The sequence below is a fragment of the Priestia sp. YIM B13551 genome (assembly GCF_042787905.1).
Classification (GTDB): domain Bacteria; phylum Bacillota; class Bacilli; order Bacillales; family Bacillaceae_H; genus Priestia.
The window spans coordinates 759,072-773,269 of sequence record NZ_JBHZOX010000002.1 but is presented as its reverse complement, the minus strand read 5'-3'; the positions used below and the strand labels follow the sequence as shown (position 1 = coordinate 773,269).

The window sequence follows — 14,198 nt, the reverse complement described above, 5'->3', positions numbered from 1 at the left end:
CGAGTAAGGCTGGCTTCTCTTTCTTATTTTTGAAAAAAAACTAAAGGAAAAGGAGCAACGAATAAAATGAGTGAGCTGCTGCAGTTAACGAATTTGACGAAGAAATACGGTTCATTTTTAGCAAATAATAACGTGTCCTTTAAACTGAAAAAAGGCGAGGTCCACGCGCTGGTTGGAGAAAATGGCGCTGGAAAAACAACGTTGATGAGGATGCTTTACGGAATGGAAAAGCCGAGTTCAGGAAATATTCAGCTACATGGGAAAACCGTCTCGTTTTCATCTCCTGCAGATGCGATTAAAAATGGAATAGGCATGGTGCATCAGCATTTTATGGTTTTTCCTCATTTTACAGTGGCTGAAAACATTGTCTTGGGGCATGAGCCAAAGAAGGGCCTCTTTTTTAATAGAAGGCAGGCGAAAGCAGATGTACAGCAATTAACCCAAACCTATCAAATTTCAGTAGATGTTCATAAGAAAGTAAAACATTGCTCAATTGGAGAACAGCAAAAAATTGAAATTTTAAAAGTGCTGTATCAAGGAGCAGAAATTATTATTTTAGACGAGCCTACCGCCGTTCTTACTCCTCATGAAGTGAAGGAACTATTAAAAACAATCCGTTTTTTAGCTTCTCAAGGTAAAAGTATCATTATTATTACACATAAGCTGCAAGAAGTGATGGAAGTAGCGGACCGCATTACGGTTCTTCGAAATGGTAAAGTAGCCGGCGTCACAAGTAAAGAAGATACCAATGCTCACCACCTAGCCAGGCTGATGGTAGGGCGAGAATTAAAAGAGCGTCCTGCAAGAATACCATCACAAGGTACCTCTCATTTAAACGTACAAAATCTCTTTTTAAAAGGAAAAGGACAAAAAAACGTATTGCAAAATGTGTCTCTTCACGTTTCTGCAGGCGAAATTGTCGGTATTGCAGGCGTTTCGGGAAATGGACAATCGGAGCTGCTTCAAACAATTTCTGGATTAGTAGAAACAGGTAGCGGAAGTATTAAACTTGGAGATGAAGATCTTACAGGGCGATCTGTGCGTGAAAGAAGAGAGGCAGGAATCGCCCATATTCCAGAAGACCGCTATATGTGGGGAGCCTCTAAGGACGATACGATCGAAGAAAATGCACTAATGGGCTATCAGTATAAAGCTTCTTACTCGAAGATGGGCTGGCTGAAAAGAAAGATATTCAAGTCGAGCGTGGAGGAATGGATAAATGAATTTTCGATTAAAGCCACTTCATCTAAGCAAAAAGCTGGAGAACTGTCAGGGGGAAATCTGCAAAAATTGATTGTTGCCAGAGAGCTTGGGCAAAACACTTCTTTTCTACTTGCTGCTGAACCAACGCGAGGAGTGGATATTGGGGCAATGGAACGTATTCATGATGCCTTGATTCAAAAACGGAATAATGGCTCCGCTATTTTACTTGTGTCTTCGGAACTGTCGGAGATTATCTCACTATCAGATCGAATTTTAGTTATGTACGAAGGCAGTATTGTTGGAGAGCTTACAAGGGAAGAAGCAACAGAAGAGAAACTAAGCATATTAATGGCAGGAGGAACGGTAGAAGGTGATACAGTTGCAGAAACTTCTTAAATCATTAATCCAGCCGGTTATTGCAGTCATTTTTGGCTTAGCAATAGGAGGCATTATTATTTCCTTAACTGGTGGTTCGGTTCTTCAAACATATACAGAGCTCTGGAATGGAGCGTTTGGTAATTTTTACTTCTTCTGCACTACGCTGGCTCGCGCTACGCCTATTCTTTTAATTGCGTTAGGTGTCGGGTTTGCTTTTAGAGCAGGTGTGTTTAATTTAGGGGGAGAAGGACAGATGGTCGTTGGAGCGATTAGTGCAGCAATTGTCGCTTATTACCTACCAGCTCCAGGGATAGTCAAGCTTATAGCGGCTATTGCAGCTGCTGTTGTGGCAGGAGGTTTGCTTTCTGTTTTAGCAGGCTGGATGGAAGCCGCGTTTAAAATTCAGCTCGTCATTTCTACGCTTTTATTAAATTATATCGCTGTTTTATTTGCAAGCTATTTAGCAGGCCATCCGTTTCAAGATAAAACAGGCTCAGCTGCTCTCGCTCAAACGCCTATGATTGAGCAAGGGGCGTGGCTTGGAAAAGTGTTTCAAGGAATGCCTCTTCATATTGGGTTTATCATTGCTCTAGTAGGTGCACTTCTGCTGGGGACTGTGCTTCGCTACTCTGTGTTTGGGTACGAAGTGAACGCATCCGGAAAAAATCCATTATTCGGGGCGTATGGAGGTATTCATCAAGTAAAAGTCATGCTGTTCAGTATGTTTATTAGCGGGAGCTTGGCTGGATTAGCCGGAGGGTTTGAAGTTCTTGGTTCACAGTACCGTTTTGTAGACGGTGCGCTCACCGTTCCTGGATATGCGTGGACCGGAGTGATGGCTGCCCTGTTAGCAAACTCGAATCCGATCGGCATTGTTTTTACGTCTCTTTTACTTGCCGCTTTGCAAACAGGAGCTATGGGGCTAGAGCGTAATACAGAAATTCCGTTAGAAATTGCGAGTATTATGCAAGCTGTGCTCATTCTATTTATCTCAGCAAAATTCACAAAGCAGTGGTGGAGAGCAAAAAAGAAAGGAGCTGATATTCGTGGAGCTGCTTGATTGGTCACTGTTAAATGCAACGTTACGAATGGTTGCGCCTATTTTATTAGCGGCGCTGGGTGGAATGCTTTGTGCGCGTGTGGGCATATTTAATGTAGGATTAGAAGGTCTGATTTTAATTGGGGCTTTTAGCGGGATTGCCGGCAACTATTATACTCATAATGTCTTTTTTGCTATCGTGATTGCTGCTGGAGCAAGCTTACTTTTTGCGTTGCTGTTTGGAATGATGGTCGTGGTGTTTAAAGCGAATGAAATTGTTGTTGGGGTGTCTATTAATTTTTTAGCACTGGGCTTAACGACATTTTTACTCCGGACTATTTTTCATACAAAAGGTGCCTATTACGATAAAAACATGCAGGGAATAGGCACATGGGATATTCCTTTGATCAAAGACATACCTGTAATCGGCGACATTATTTCAGGACAGTCACCGCTTGTCTATTTTGCATTTTTAGCAGCTATTGCTTTTTATATCTTTTTTTATCGAACGATTTTTGGTTTCCGTCTTCTAGCGGTAGGCTACAATAAAGTAGCAGCAAGTACGCTTGGTTTAAAAGCGATCAGATATCAGCTGTTTGCGATTGCAGCATGCGGAATCCTGTGTGGGATTGCCGGAGCACAGCTTTCATTAGGACAAGTCACGATGTTCTCAGAAGGCATGACTTCAGGACGTGGATTTATCGCACTTGTGGCGATGATGCTTGGTCAGTCTCATCCGCTTGGTATTTTAGCATCAAGTATACTTTTCGGCTTAATGGATGCTGTGAGTACACGGCTGCAAGGTTTTTCAATACCGACCGAGTTTACGATGATGGTCCCTTACGTGCTGACATTAGCAGCGATGTTTTTCCTGCGAGATAAAGGAGTCGAAACGAATCAAACAAGTCAGCAAAGTGCACGCTGATAAAAAAATAAAGAGGTGGTACCTATGAACAAAGCAGACCGTATTAAACGAATGAAAACACCAGAAATTGATCCAAAGTACGAAGGACGAGTGCCTCCGGGTCAGGTAGTAACAGAGCGCTTTCCTATTTTACATGAAGGAGACGTGCCGGAGTATAACCTAGAGGAGTGGACGCTTCGCGTATTTGGATTAGTAGACAAGGAAGTGACCCTTTCATATCAAGAGATATTAGACATGCCGCAAACGACGGTGAAATGTGATATTCACTGCGTAACGAGATGGACAAGACTTGATAATGAATTTACGGGCGTGCTGTTTACAGACTTTTTAAAAGCAATCGGCGTAGAGTTAAAAAGTAAATACATCATGCTGCACGGAGACAATGACTATACGTCAAACATTGAGGTAGAAGATTTACTGAGAGACGATATTCTTCTTGCTCATTCCTTTAACGGAGAGCCGCTTACAGCTAAGCATGGATATCCGCTACGATTGGTTGTTCCGCATTTGTACTTTTGGAAAAGTGTTAAATGGCTTCGAGGCTTTGAAGTCATTGATGAAAATCATCCTGGCTTTTGGGAGCAAAACGGCTTTCATCTTAGAGGAGATCCGTTTAAAGAAGAGCGTTTTTCTGGAGAAGATTTAGGCATTCCAGAAGATGAGTGGGTACATAAAGACTATGATTAATGAAAATGCCTATGCGCGCGCATAGGCATTTTGTTAGCGCTGGCGTTTTAATTCCCACACAACGTGGCGAAGCTCAGGTAAAATCAGCTTGGTCATGGCTAGACGAACAGCACCGCTTGATCCCGGTGTAGAGAAAACGGCTTTTTCGTTAATCGTCCCGGCAATTGCCCGGCTCATAATTGCTGCGCTGCCAATGTCTTCGATGTAGCTCAGCATGCGAAACAGCTCACCAAATCCAACGATTTCTTTATGAATCAGCGCTTGAACGGCTTCAATTGTGACGTCTCGTTTTGTGATGCCTGTCCCTCCATTTGTCAGAACAACGTCGATGCCATCATCACTGCATCCGGCAAGTATCGCTTGTTGAATCGACGTTTGATCGTCTTTTACAATTTCATAGGAGGCGACTTGCATGTCATGTTCTTTCAGAAGTTCCATCATCAGCGCGCCGCTTTTATCGGTTTCTTTTGTACGCGTGTCTGATACCGTAATAACTTTGCAGCGAACGGGCTGCGTTGCTTTGGATTTATGTTCGTGTACGCTCATTATGTACCTCCTTTACGCTTCTGTGCGTTTGTAGTCACCGTTTTTGCCGCCTGATTTTTCAAGCAAATATGTTTCGCCGATAATCATTCCTTTATCAATGGCTTTGCACATATCATAAACGGTTAGTGCACAGGCGGAAGCAGCGGTTAAAGCTTCCATTTCAACACCCGTTGAGCCTTCGGTTTTAACCGTTGCTTCTATTAATAAACGGTACTGATCATTGCTTGTGTCCCAGTCGAATGAAAGGTTTACACCTTTTAATAGAAGAGGGTGACACATCGGAATAATGTCAGACGTACGTTTTGCTGCCATGATTCCCGCTACTTGCGCGATAGCAAGTACGTCGCCTTTTCCGATTTTATGTTCTACAATGGCTTCGTGAATTTCTTTGTTAACAAGTATACTTGAACGAGCTGTTGCAACGCGGCGAGTGATAGATTTTTCGCTAATATCGACCATATTGGCACGGCCTTGGTCATTAAAATGTGTAAAAGAAGACATCGGTGTTTTCATCCTTTTTCAGTAAATTTTGTTGTATGATAGAAATAGTGAGATATGCTATGATTTTACACCATAGCGTAAAAAGTGAACAGACATAAAGGAAGTGAAGAATGTATGTTAGAAAGCAGAACACCTATTTCAATTCCTGAAGCAATTGAAAAAGTTATGACATATAAAAGAAAAGGCAGCATTGAACGCGTATCAATCACCGAAAGCTACGGACGCTATTTAGGAGAAGATATTATCGCCGACCAAAACGTTCCTCATTTTAATAAATCGCTTTATGACGGCTTTGCAATTCGAGCGCAAGACTGTGTAGAAGTCTCAAGTGAACATCCTGTCGAGTTCGAAGTAGTAGGTGAAATCGGCGCCGGCTCTGTTTTTGAAGGAGAAGTAAAGCCGTTTCAAGCGGTGCGCATTATGACAGGAGCGCAAGTGCCTCATTCATGTGATGCGGTTGTAATGCTTGAAGTAACGAAGTCTTATGAAAAAGAAGGAAAGACGTATATGGCGTTAAGCCGGCGGGCTTCAAAGTGGGAGCACATTGCATTAAAAGGAGAAGAAACGAAAAAAGGAGACGTGCTTGTTTCAAAAGGGACGCGAATCAATCCGGGCGTCACGGCTTTTTTAGCTACGTTTGGCTATGCCGATGTCGCTGTCGTGAAGCAGCCGGTTGTTGGGGTTTTAACAACGGGCAGCGAACTGCTTGATGTGAACGAGCCGTTAGAACCAGGAAAAATCCGCAACAGCAACTCCTATATGGCACTCGCGCAAATTATAAGAAGCGGCGGGGTTCCGAAATACTTAGGAAAGCTTGAAGACGACTTTGACCGCTGCTATGAAGCGGTAGAAAAAGCGCTCGAAGAAGTGGATATTTTACTGACAACCGGTGGGGTATCCGTTGGGGACTATGATTATTTGCCGGCTATTTATGAAAAGCTTGGTGCGAATGTGCTGTTTAACAAAATTGCGATGCGGCCGGGAAGCGTCACAACAGTCGCAGAACGAAACGGGCAGCTGCTGTTTGGACTATCAGGAAACCCATCTGCTTGCTATGTCGGGTTCGAACTGTTTGTTCGTCCAATTGTTCGCAGCTTTTTGCATTCACCGGCGCCCCATTTACATAAAACAAAAGCGGTGTTAAACGGACGTTTTAAAGAGCCTAATGCATTTACGAGAATGGTGCGAGGAGAAATTACAGACGAAGGCGGAAGGCTTGTTGTAACGCCAGTTGGAATGGACAAGTCAGGCGCTATTTCGTCATTAGCTGCAGCAAATGCGCTGGTTGTTCTTCCAGGTGGAGAGCATGGGTATGATAAAGGAACAGAAGTGAACGTGCTGCATCTTGAAAACGAAGGCACGAGTTCGCTTTGGGTATAAATAGCAGTCTGCTTATTGCTTGTCCTTTTTTTCAATAAGAACTTGAAGCAGCTCTGTAATTCGATCTAATTTGCTTTCAATGCGAACAAGTAAGTAAAAAGATAGGGCAATTGGAAAGCCTAAATCTTTAATATAGCTAACTAAGTTTTCCATAATAGCATACCTCCTTCACTTAGAAGATATATTATAATATGTGATTTCTAAGTATTTGTTCGCAGGGCAGACGTCCATTTTTAAGACAAAAGTCCTTGAAAAATAAGAAAAAGCAGCCTCGGCATTGAAGACAGCAAAGCATTACTGTACTTTTATTAATGCTAGGAATAGCAGCCATTTCTTTAGGGCTGGCTTTGAAAGATGTATTCGAGCACTCTCCTACGGTGGGCTGGCTTCTAGGAACCGCAATATTAATAGGTAATTCTATTTATACAGGTGTACAAATTAAAAAGAAAAGTCATACATAATTAATTTTTAAAGTGCTTGGATAATATTTATCCAAGCACTTTTTTAGCTTATTACATTACAGTAACTACTCGTGTATAGGCCATATCTAAAGTACACTAATCTATTAATAAATATAATTTATATTTAAATTTCTTCTTTTTCTATTGCTCTCGCATTAATAATTCTGTTCTTATGCGTTTCTCCCCAGTCTTTCATAAGCAAAATGATTGGTTCGAGAGATCTTCCGAATTCAGTTAGGGAGTACTCTACTTTTGGGGGGATTTCTTTATAGATTTCACGGTGAACAATCCCGTCTTTTTCTAACTCTCTTAATTGTAAAGTCAGCATGCGCTGTGTAATGGCAGGATATAGTTTTCGGAACTCATTAAAACGTTTCTTTCCATCAATGAGATGATAAAGTATAATCCCTTTCCATTTTCCACCTATTACGTCTAATGTGGTTTCGACCGGGCACCCGACTTTACTGGGGGAATAATCGAAGCCTACTTTTTGGTTTCTCATCCATTTTCACTCCCTGTAGTATACAGTTTTATACTATGTTTAATTAATGTGCGTACTTCCTCTAATTTATTACAAAATATACAATATAATCATACCAAAAATAACAAGGAGGTCTATATATGAAAACATTAGTACTCATTGCACATCCACATATTGAATCTTCTCGAGTAAATAAAAAATGGAAGGAATCAGCTTTGAATCAAACGGATGTAACGGTTCATGATCTTTATGAAACATATTGTGATCAACCCATTGATGTGAAAGTTGAACAGCAGCTGCTTCTTGCTCATGATCGTATTGTTTTTCAGTTTCCATTATACTGGTACAGCAGCCCGCCACTTTTAAAACAGTGGTTTGATGAAGTGTTTACCTTTGGGTGGGCTCATGGCCCTGGCGGAACGAAGCTTACGGGAAAGGAGTGGGTGTTGGCTATTTCCATCGGTTCGCCTGAACATTCTTATCAAGCGGGTGGGTATAATTTATTTTCAGTAAGCGAAATAACAAAGCCATTCCAGGCATCTGCTAGTTTAGTTGGCATGACCTACCTTCCTCCTTTTATTGAATATCGTTCAAATAAAATCAGTGACTATGATATCACTCAAAGTTCAATTGGCTATGTAAAGCATATTACAAATACAGAATTAAATCCGAAAATTCGTTTTCGTAATTATTTAAAACAGCTAGACGAAAGTACCTTGTCTGTTAATGAATAAACAAAGGGAAAAAGAAAGAGCATCTAGTGTGGTGATTAGATGCTCTTTTTAATACTTAGAAGCAGCATATGGCATACATTCTATTTTCTGAATAATTGAAGGTTTTGAGAGGACATAATCGTATAAATATCGAACTTAGTAGTAAGTCACTGCCTGTTATATGATTAAAGATTCTTGGTTTACAGTGCAAACGATTGATGATAAAACTTATGCCATTAGCGAATGTGGGCATTGGGAAAAAGTCCATTCTTTTTTGCTTATCGGAGAAAATAAAGCTGTGCTTATAGATACAGGGCTTGGGATTGATAGCATAATGTATTTAGTAACAATAGAAGGTACTGTAAATAGGTAACTTTCTTTAAGGTTTACGAAAGAATTTACTAAAAAAATTTGTATTTTACACACTAAATATAAGGTGGAATTAACTTTATTTTCCTTTTGGTCGCTATTAACATGAGAGGAATGGTTGTTTTGTCTAATAAATTAGAAATAAATAATGATATTCGAGATAATTTACGTTCCGACTGTTCAAGTTGTTTTGGTTTGTGCTGCGTAGCTTTACCTTATGCACAATCTGCTGATTTCGCATTTAATAAAGATGGCGGGACTCCTTGTCGTCATTTACAGCCAAACTATTCATGTTCCATTCATAAAAACCTTATCACTACGGGATTCAAAGGCTGTGTGGGGTATGAATGTTTTGGTGCAGGTCAAAGAGTTTCTCAAGCTATATATATAGGAAATGATTGGAGAGCTAACAAAACAAGGGCTAAAGAAATGTTTGAGGTATTTCCTATTGTTCAGCAGCTGCATGAAATGCTGTGGTATTTAAGTGAGGCACTCCAATTTCAAGCTACAAAACCAATTCACAATGATTTAAAAATTTCTTTTGAAGAAACTGAAAGCCTGATCAAACAAAGCCCAGAGGATATTTTAAAAATTGATGTACATGAACATCGAATGAAAGTGAAGGACTTGCTTGTACGTACAAGTGAATTGGTACGTCCTAAAACATCTAATAAAAAGTTGGGAAAGAAATTCAAGCGTAGTAGTGACTATATCGGTGCTAACCTAAGAAGAGCTAATCTTAGAGGAGCTAATTTAAAGGGAGCGTTATTTATAGCTGCTGATCTTAGAGATGCGGATCTCCGGTTAACTGATCTTATTGGTGCAGACTTTAGGGATGCTGATTTGAGCGGTGCCGACCTGACAGGAAGTATTTTTCTTACTCAGGCACAGGTGAATGCGGCAAAGGGAAATGTACATACAAAGTTGCCGTCTGCTTTAGCAATCCCAGAACATTGGGTAAAAGGAGGAGCTCAAGAACTAGTTCAATAGTTCTTGAGCTCCTTTTTTATGCTTAGAACCGCGCTTATATAAACTGTGTTTATATAAATGGTAAATTTTTAAAAATTTAAGTGATTATCTTTTTAAATAGTGATAACTTTTTCATTGTAGTAAATATTGATGAAAAAGGGGCAGAGTGATATGAATATGAAGATTGATACTTTACCAAATTACCGAATTGCATATGTGAGACAAGTTGGGCCATATGGTCCTCATAATGTTAAAGTGATGGAGAAGTTAAAACGTTTGGCTAAAAAGAAGGGATTGTTTACTAAAGATTCAATAATTCTGAGCATCGCACGGGACAATCCTGAAGACACAGCTCCTGAGAATTGTCGCTATGATGCTGGTATCGTCATTTCTAGTGAATATTACGTTGATGATGATTTTGTGAAGATCAATTAGTAGGGGGACAGTATGCAATATACAAAGTTAAGCATACTGCAGAAGAAATTCAAAAAGCGTGGGCTACCATTTTTTCTGGCTTGTTAGAAGCGGGTTATGAAGTTGATCCAAGGCCAATCTTTGAACGATATTATGGTGACAATAATGAGATTGATTATTGTAATATTTGTGTACCTATAACATTAAAAAAATAAGAGCTTTTTATTTGAAGATCCTGAACTTCCCTAGAAGTTTAAGATCTTTTTTCTACTTGTAACGCGTGTTATGATAGCTATTTTTAAGGCTATACAAACTAAAAAACTTCTATCCATGCTACGCGAAGATTTATTTGAAAAAATAAGTAAACTTAATTCTGTCATTATTTCTTGTTAGGCTTTAATTGTATTTGAAAAGGGGTATAGTATTCTTTAGTCAAGGCGCCAGAATAATTGCCGCAAACGTTATACCGTTTGCAATCAATATAGCTACACTGCTCTAAAAACAGCTGTACACCCCAAAACAAATGGGAGAACATCCAGTTTTGACAGACAAGAATGCAAAGCGTAGAATTGTTCTAACGAATAGACAATTTACTAGTTTAAGATTCTTGAAATTTAGGTTGATTTTATATAAGGGAGCGTACACACTTGAAAAATCAGTTTGCTCAATTAATACAGAATAATGAAAGCGTTCATATTTACTATAATATTGACGACATGAGAAGTTACTTAGATAATCTTGTGTCTTATATTGTGTCGGGAATTGAACAGGAGAGGCATACGTTAGTTATAGAAAGTGAAAGATTAATTCCATTAATTTTTGAAAAGTTAGAGGAAATTCTAACTGAAGACCAATTAACATATATACATACTATTAATAATTTTGATTATTACTGTTCAAGTGGAAGTTTTCAGCCTGCTATAATCTTTGAACATCTCTCTCGACACTTAGATCCCTTCTATAAAAACAATAGATCTTTTCAAATATGGGCTCATGTAGAATGGGGACAGCAAGAAGGAATTGTACCTATTTTAGAAGAGTTTGAAAATGAAGCAGACAAATTAGTAAATAAAGGCGGATTACATTTAGTATGCGCTTATGATGAAGAGAGAGTACCAGAAGTTCTTAAACTTGCTTTAATGAAGTGCCATCCATACGTAATTTTAGAAAACAAAATTATCCCATCCAATTTATATGTAATGACAGATGCAGTGTAATTGATATTTTAGTTGGGATTTACTACTGAAAACACACGTAAATAGAGAACAAATAAAGAGGCTTATAATTTAAGGCTCTTTATTTGTTATTTTCTAAAATTATTATGCTAGCTGAAATTGCACCTTGAATAGCTTATTTAAGTTTGTAGGAACTTATGAATAGAAGGAAAAAGCCTGCATAACTGTGCATGAAATGTCGGATAGCCTTATTCAAATCCTGCTATTCTGATAATAAGGGAGGTCATACAAATGGATTTGCTTAGAAATATGAATAGAGCTTTACACTATATTGAGGAGAATTTAACCAATGATATCGATTTTAGAGAAGTAGCAAGGCTGGCTCTTTGCTCTGAGTATCACTTTAAAAGGATGTTTTCTTTTCTTGCAGGCATTACTTTATCAGAATATATTCGCCGAAGACGTCTTACACTTGCAGCATTTGAACTTAAAGATAGTAACATCAAAGTCATTGATGTTGCGATCAAGTACAATTACAGCTCACCGGATTCGTTTACAAGGGCTTTTCAAAATCTACACGGTATAACTCCTTCGGAAGCTAAAAAAAATGGGAGTTCACTTAAAGCATTTCCAAAAATGGCCTTTCAGTTATCAATTAAAGGAGGAAATGAAATGAATTATCGAATTGAGGAAAAAGAGGCCTTTCATATCGTTGGTATTAAAGAAAGAGTTCCGATAATTTTTCATGGAGTTAACCCAAAGATTGCTGCTATGTGGGAAAGCTTGAACGATGAAACAATACGTAAATTAAAAGAACTTTCTAATGTTACACCATTAGGTTTGCTTAGTGCATCTGTGAACTTTTCTGAAGGGAGAATGGAGGAAAAAGGGCAGCTGGACCATTATATCGGTGTAGCCACAACTAAGGATTGTCCCGATCATTTAGTACAACTTGAAGTGCCCGCTGAAACATGGGCTGTATTCGAAGCAGTCGGGCCATTTCCTGACACATTACAAGATGTATGGGGACGAATTTATTCAGAATGGTTTCCATCCTCAAATTATGAACAAGTAGAAGGACCGGAAATCTTATGGAATGAACATAAAAATGTAACGTCGCCAACCTTTAAAAGTGAAATATGGATACCGGTGTTAAAAAAGTAATGATGACTCCGTAATGGAGAGAAAAGGTAGATCGCAAATGTGATCTACCTTTTCTCTTTTATAGCTTTCTATAAAATACATTGCGTTGACTAAATCTGTACAAGCCTTACATAAAAAGCAGAAAAAGCTCCCTATTTCCGTAGGGAGCTTTTCTGCTAGGAGAATTATTTCTCACATAGTCGATACGTTGCGGTATCTTGAGTAGTTTAAGCAAAAAGTGGAATATTATTCGCTTTTTAACTTACAGCTTTTAATTTTAATCTTGCTTTAGAGTTCAAGCTCCATAAACTAAGTAATACGGTCATTAACCCAAGTACGACGCTAGACCAAAGCACCCCGTCTGTTAATGAATAAATAAAGGGAAAAAGAATAAACCATAATCCGGTAATGAGCGAAATCCAATTTTGCCATGAATTCCATCCGGGTTTAGTAACTCCCCAAAAAGACATAATCACTTGAAGGCTTCCAAATACAATACTTGCTGAAGTAGCCCCTGCATCGTATGAAAACCCAAGCATCCAAGGGGCAATAACAAACCAAATACCGATTACAGCGTTAATAATACCGCTTGTTTTCACCATTATCCCTCCTCGATGTATGACACTCTGTATGATGTCATACTTAAACTACATGTTTGTAAGTAACGTGTGTTGAGTATTCTTCAACGTTTGTTGAGATTTTTTCAACTTTCCATGTAGGAACAAGCACTTCTGTTGATGAGTTCTCATAAGATGTTTCAAAATCAAGTATAAGAAAGAGAGTGAAAAACAAATGTACTATTGTGTTAATTGCTGCAGATTGCAAAATGAAAATCTTATTAAGAGTAAGTTATTTGAAAATGGAGTCTATATAGATCCATTTGTAGGAGAGAAAATTCCTTTAGGTATGTGTGCGCATAGATGTAACCATGAGTCATGCAAACCATGTGAAAAAGAAAAAATCATCAAAAAGATTGTGCCAAAGGAATTATCTAAATTAAAGAAAGCAATAGAGTATTTACCTGCTCATCGTCCAGAAAAAGTTCCGTTTTCACAATAAAAAGCGGTATGCCGCGTTCAGTTCCCTTAATAAAACGCAGTCTTTATTCTGTAAGTTGATTCATCACTAGTTGTACAGCTATTGCATCGTCTAGATATCCAATTGGAAAGACGTAGTCTGGGATAATATCGGTAGGCAAAATAAAATACAATAGCGCACTTCCCAAAATAGAGCGCTTGGCAGCCGAGGTTTCTTCGCTACAATATTCAAGATACATTTGCTTTAATTGATCAATAAAGGTACCAACGCTGCCTACTTGCTCTATTTTGGATTGAAAGTTATCTAGAATCATGCTGTGTCCTTCGTCGGTCTGTGCATATTGCTTGTATTTTGTTAGTTCTTGTTTTACACGTTCAATCGTAAAGTTTGTATCCACTATATCAAAAGATTTAAGTATTTCTTGAATTTTATCAATGGAGTAATGAATGCCTGTTTCTACTTCGTTTTCTGTATTGTTTGAAGCAGCTCCAGCAGGGTCAATTAATGCTTCAAGAGGCGTATTTAAATAATGCGCAAACTGCTTTAAATGATGTAGATTTGCTTGCTGCTTTCCATTTATAATCCGTGAAACAGTCGCCGTATCAATCCCCGTAAGTGAGCTGAGCTTCCGCATAGATAAAGCATTTTTCTTTAATAAAGACCTCAATAACAGACCAAGGTTTTGTTCATTTTTGGTGTTAGACATTGCGATTCACCTCTTTATATTTTTCAACGCGCAGTATTTATTTTATTGAAGGTTTATCAACAATATATGC

The 14,198-nt window shown here is 38.8% G+C and carries 18 protein-coding genes and 1 pseudogene; 13 read left to right on the top strand and 6 right to left on the bottom strand.

What is annotated here, in order from left to right; genetic code table 11:
- The first annotated feature begins 66 nt into the window (after window positions 1–66).
- The 4 genes from ACFX4N_RS13525 to ACFX4N_RS13510 are packed head-to-tail and all read left to right on the top strand — an operon-like array spanning window position 67 to window position 4,232.
- Window positions 67–1,599, top strand: a complete 1,533-nt coding sequence (locus ACFX4N_RS13525) for an ABC transporter ATP-binding protein (RefSeq protein ID WP_057273807.1) — start codon at window positions 67–69, stop codon at window positions 1,597–1,599.
- Window positions 1,574–2,641 (top strand): ABC transporter permease, encoded by a 1,068-nt coding sequence (locus ACFX4N_RS13520; protein WP_377261581.1) that lies wholly within the window; start codon window positions 1,574–1,576, stop codon window positions 2,639–2,641. The genes ACFX4N_RS13525 and ACFX4N_RS13520 overlap by 26 nt, the downstream gene beginning before the upstream one ends.
- Complete coding sequence (locus tag ACFX4N_RS13515) at window positions 2,628–3,545, top strand: ABC transporter permease (RefSeq protein WP_098326200.1); 918 nt, start codon at window positions 2,628–2,630, stop codon at window positions 3,543–3,545. Before ACFX4N_RS13520 ends, ACFX4N_RS13515 begins: the two co-directional genes overlap by 14 nt.
- 24 nt (window positions 3,546–3,569) lie before the next feature.
- Complete coding sequence (locus tag ACFX4N_RS13510) at window positions 3,570–4,232, top strand: sulfite oxidase-like oxidoreductase (protein WP_057273804.1); 663 nt, start codon at window positions 3,570–3,572, stop codon at window positions 4,230–4,232.
- Window positions 4,233–4,265: 33 nt separating this feature from the next.
- On the opposite strand, the gene ACFX4N_RS13505 is transcribed toward ACFX4N_RS13510, so the two are convergent.
- Both ACFX4N_RS13505 and moaC read right to left on the bottom strand, forming a co-directional pair.
- A complete protein-coding gene (locus ACFX4N_RS13505; RefSeq protein WP_013058476.1) occupies window positions 4,266–4,778 on the bottom strand; it encodes a MogA/MoaB family molybdenum cofactor biosynthesis protein in 513 nt (170 codons plus the stop codon).
- A 12-nt stretch (window positions 4,779–4,790) separates the two neighbouring features.
- Window positions 4,791–5,279, bottom strand: a complete 489-nt coding sequence (gene moaC / locus ACFX4N_RS13500) for a cyclic pyranopterin monophosphate synthase MoaC (protein WP_377261578.1) — start codon at window positions 5,277–5,279, stop codon at window positions 4,791–4,793.
- 114 nt (window positions 5,280–5,393) lie between these two features.
- Between moaC and ACFX4N_RS13495 the strand changes: the two genes are divergently transcribed.
- Complete coding sequence (locus tag ACFX4N_RS13495; RefSeq protein ID WP_053487630.1) at window positions 5,394–6,659, top strand: molybdopterin molybdotransferase MoeA; 1,266 nt, start codon at window positions 5,394–5,396, stop codon at window positions 6,657–6,659.
- A gap of 12 nt (window positions 6,660–6,671) precedes the next feature.
- Here ACFX4N_RS13495 and ACFX4N_RS13490 read toward each other — a convergent pair whose 3' ends face one another.
- Window positions 6,672–6,812: a YvrJ family protein gene (locus ACFX4N_RS13490; protein ID WP_013058473.1), complete on the bottom strand. Its 141-nt coding sequence runs from the start codon at window positions 6,810–6,812 to the stop codon at window positions 6,672–6,674.
- Window positions 6,813–6,970: 158 nt separating this feature from the next.
- Between ACFX4N_RS13490 and ACFX4N_RS13485 the strand changes: the two genes are divergently transcribed.
- Window positions 6,971–7,120 (top strand): hypothetical protein, encoded by a 150-nt coding sequence (locus ACFX4N_RS13485; RefSeq protein WP_377261575.1) that lies wholly within the window; start codon window positions 6,971–6,973, stop codon window positions 7,118–7,120.
- Window positions 7,121–7,244: 124 nt separating this feature from the next.
- Here ACFX4N_RS13485 and ACFX4N_RS13480 read toward each other — a convergent pair whose 3' ends face one another.
- Window positions 7,245–7,622, bottom strand: a complete 378-nt coding sequence (locus ACFX4N_RS13480) for a winged helix-turn-helix transcriptional regulator (protein ID WP_013058468.1) — start codon at window positions 7,620–7,622, stop codon at window positions 7,245–7,247.
- A gap of 119 nt (window positions 7,623–7,741) precedes the next feature.
- Here ACFX4N_RS13480 and ACFX4N_RS13475 point away from each other — a divergent pair, with 119 nt between their 5' ends.
- The 6 genes and pseudogenes from ACFX4N_RS13475 (at window position 7,742) to ACFX4N_RS13450 (ending at window position 12,405) form a co-directional block, all read left to right on the top strand.
- Entirely contained in the window at window positions 7,742–8,335 is a 594-nt protein-coding gene (locus ACFX4N_RS13475) for an NAD(P)H-dependent oxidoreductase (protein WP_063672468.1), read from the top strand.
- Window positions 8,336–8,495: 160 nt separating this feature from the next.
- Window positions 8,496–8,687 carry a hypothetical protein gene (locus ACFX4N_RS13470; RefSeq protein ID WP_098901280.1) on the top strand — a complete coding sequence of 64 codons (192 nt, stop codon included), beginning with the start codon at window positions 8,496–8,498 and terminating at the stop codon, window positions 8,685–8,687.
- A gap of 119 nt (window positions 8,688–8,806) precedes the next feature.
- Complete coding sequence (locus ACFX4N_RS13465; RefSeq protein ID WP_257128878.1) at window positions 8,807–9,673, top strand: pentapeptide repeat-containing protein; 867 nt, start codon at window positions 8,807–8,809, stop codon at window positions 9,671–9,673.
- Between the two features lie 150 nt (window positions 9,674–9,823).
- Window positions 9,824–10,281 (top strand): annotated as a pseudogene (locus tag ACFX4N_RS13460) (AraC family transcriptional regulator).
- A 432-nt stretch (window positions 10,282–10,713) separates the two neighbouring features.
- Window positions 10,714–11,283: an MEDS domain-containing protein gene (locus ACFX4N_RS13455; RefSeq protein WP_098547179.1), complete on the top strand. Its 570-nt coding sequence runs from the start codon at window positions 10,714–10,716 to the stop codon at window positions 11,281–11,283.
- Window positions 11,284–11,532: 249 nt separating this feature from the next.
- Window positions 11,533–12,405, top strand: coding sequence for an AraC family transcriptional regulator (locus ACFX4N_RS13450; RefSeq protein WP_098901281.1), 873 nt, complete (start codon window positions 11,533–11,535; stop codon window positions 12,403–12,405).
- A gap of 236 nt (window positions 12,406–12,641) precedes the next feature.
- Here the strand turns inward: ACFX4N_RS13450 and ACFX4N_RS13445 are convergent, their stop codons facing one another.
- Window positions 12,642–12,986: an SPW repeat domain-containing protein gene (locus ACFX4N_RS13445; RefSeq protein WP_098547177.1), complete on the bottom strand. Its 345-nt coding sequence runs from the start codon at window positions 12,984–12,986 to the stop codon at window positions 12,642–12,644.
- A 190-nt stretch (window positions 12,987–13,176) separates the two neighbouring features.
- Between ACFX4N_RS13445 and ACFX4N_RS13440 the strand changes: the two genes are divergently transcribed.
- Window positions 13,177–13,443: a DUF3973 domain-containing protein gene (locus ACFX4N_RS13440; RefSeq protein WP_057273798.1), complete on the top strand. Its 267-nt coding sequence runs from the start codon at window positions 13,177–13,179 to the stop codon at window positions 13,441–13,443.
- Window positions 13,444–13,486: 43 nt separating this feature from the next.
- Here the strand turns inward: ACFX4N_RS13440 and ACFX4N_RS13435 are convergent, their stop codons facing one another.
- A complete protein-coding gene (locus tag ACFX4N_RS13435; RefSeq protein WP_013058460.1) occupies window positions 13,487–14,128 on the bottom strand; it encodes a DUF1232 domain-containing protein in 642 nt (213 codons plus the stop codon).
- Between the last annotated feature and the right edge of the window lie 70 nt (window positions 14,129–14,198).

Bases quoted from the DNA above. Each gene is read 5' to 3' on its own strand.
- ACFX4N_RS13470 (WP_098901280.1), top strand. From the start codon at position 8,496: ATGATTAAAGATTCTTGGTTTACAGTGCAAACGATTGATGATAAAACT.
- ACFX4N_RS13435 (WP_013058460.1), bottom strand. From the start codon at position 14,128: ATGTCTAACACCAAAAATGAACAAAACCTTGGTCTGTTATTGAGGTCT.
- ACFX4N_RS13445 (WP_098547177.1), bottom strand. From the start codon at position 12,986: ATGGTGAAAACAAGCGGTATTATTAACGCTGTAATCGGTATTTGGTTT.
- ACFX4N_RS13495 (WP_053487630.1), top strand. From the start codon at position 5,394: ATGTTAGAAAGCAGAACACCTATTTCAATTCCTGAAGCAATTGAAAAA.
- ACFX4N_RS13510 (WP_057273804.1), top strand. From the start codon at position 3,570: ATGAACAAAGCAGACCGTATTAAACGAATGAAAACACCAGAAATTGAT.
- ACFX4N_RS13505 (WP_013058476.1), bottom strand. From the start codon at position 4,778: ATGAGCGTACACGAACATAAATCCAAAGCAACGCAGCCCGTTCGCTGC.
- ACFX4N_RS13475 (WP_063672468.1), top strand. From the start codon at position 7,742: ATGAAAACATTAGTACTCATTGCACATCCACATATTGAATCTTCTCGA.
- ACFX4N_RS13490 (WP_013058473.1), bottom strand. From the start codon at position 6,812: ATGGAAAACTTAGTTAGCTATATTAAAGATTTAGGCTTTCCAATTGCC.
- moaC (WP_377261578.1), bottom strand. From the start codon at position 5,279: ATGTCTTCTTTTACACATTTTAATGACCAAGGCCGTGCCAATATGGTC.
- ACFX4N_RS13440 (WP_057273798.1), top strand. From the start codon at position 13,177: ATGTACTATTGTGTTAATTGCTGCAGATTGCAAAATGAAAATCTTATT.
- ACFX4N_RS13525 (WP_057273807.1), top strand. From the start codon at position 67: ATGAGTGAGCTGCTGCAGTTAACGAATTTGACGAAGAAATACGGTTCA.
- ACFX4N_RS13485 (WP_377261575.1), top strand. From the start codon at position 6,971: ATGCTAGGAATAGCAGCCATTTCTTTAGGGCTGGCTTTGAAAGATGTA.
- ACFX4N_RS13450 (WP_098901281.1), top strand. From the start codon at position 11,533: ATGGATTTGCTTAGAAATATGAATAGAGCTTTACACTATATTGAGGAG.
- ACFX4N_RS13480 (WP_013058468.1), bottom strand. From the start codon at position 7,622: ATGAGAAACCAAAAAGTAGGCTTCGATTATTCCCCCAGTAAAGTCGGG.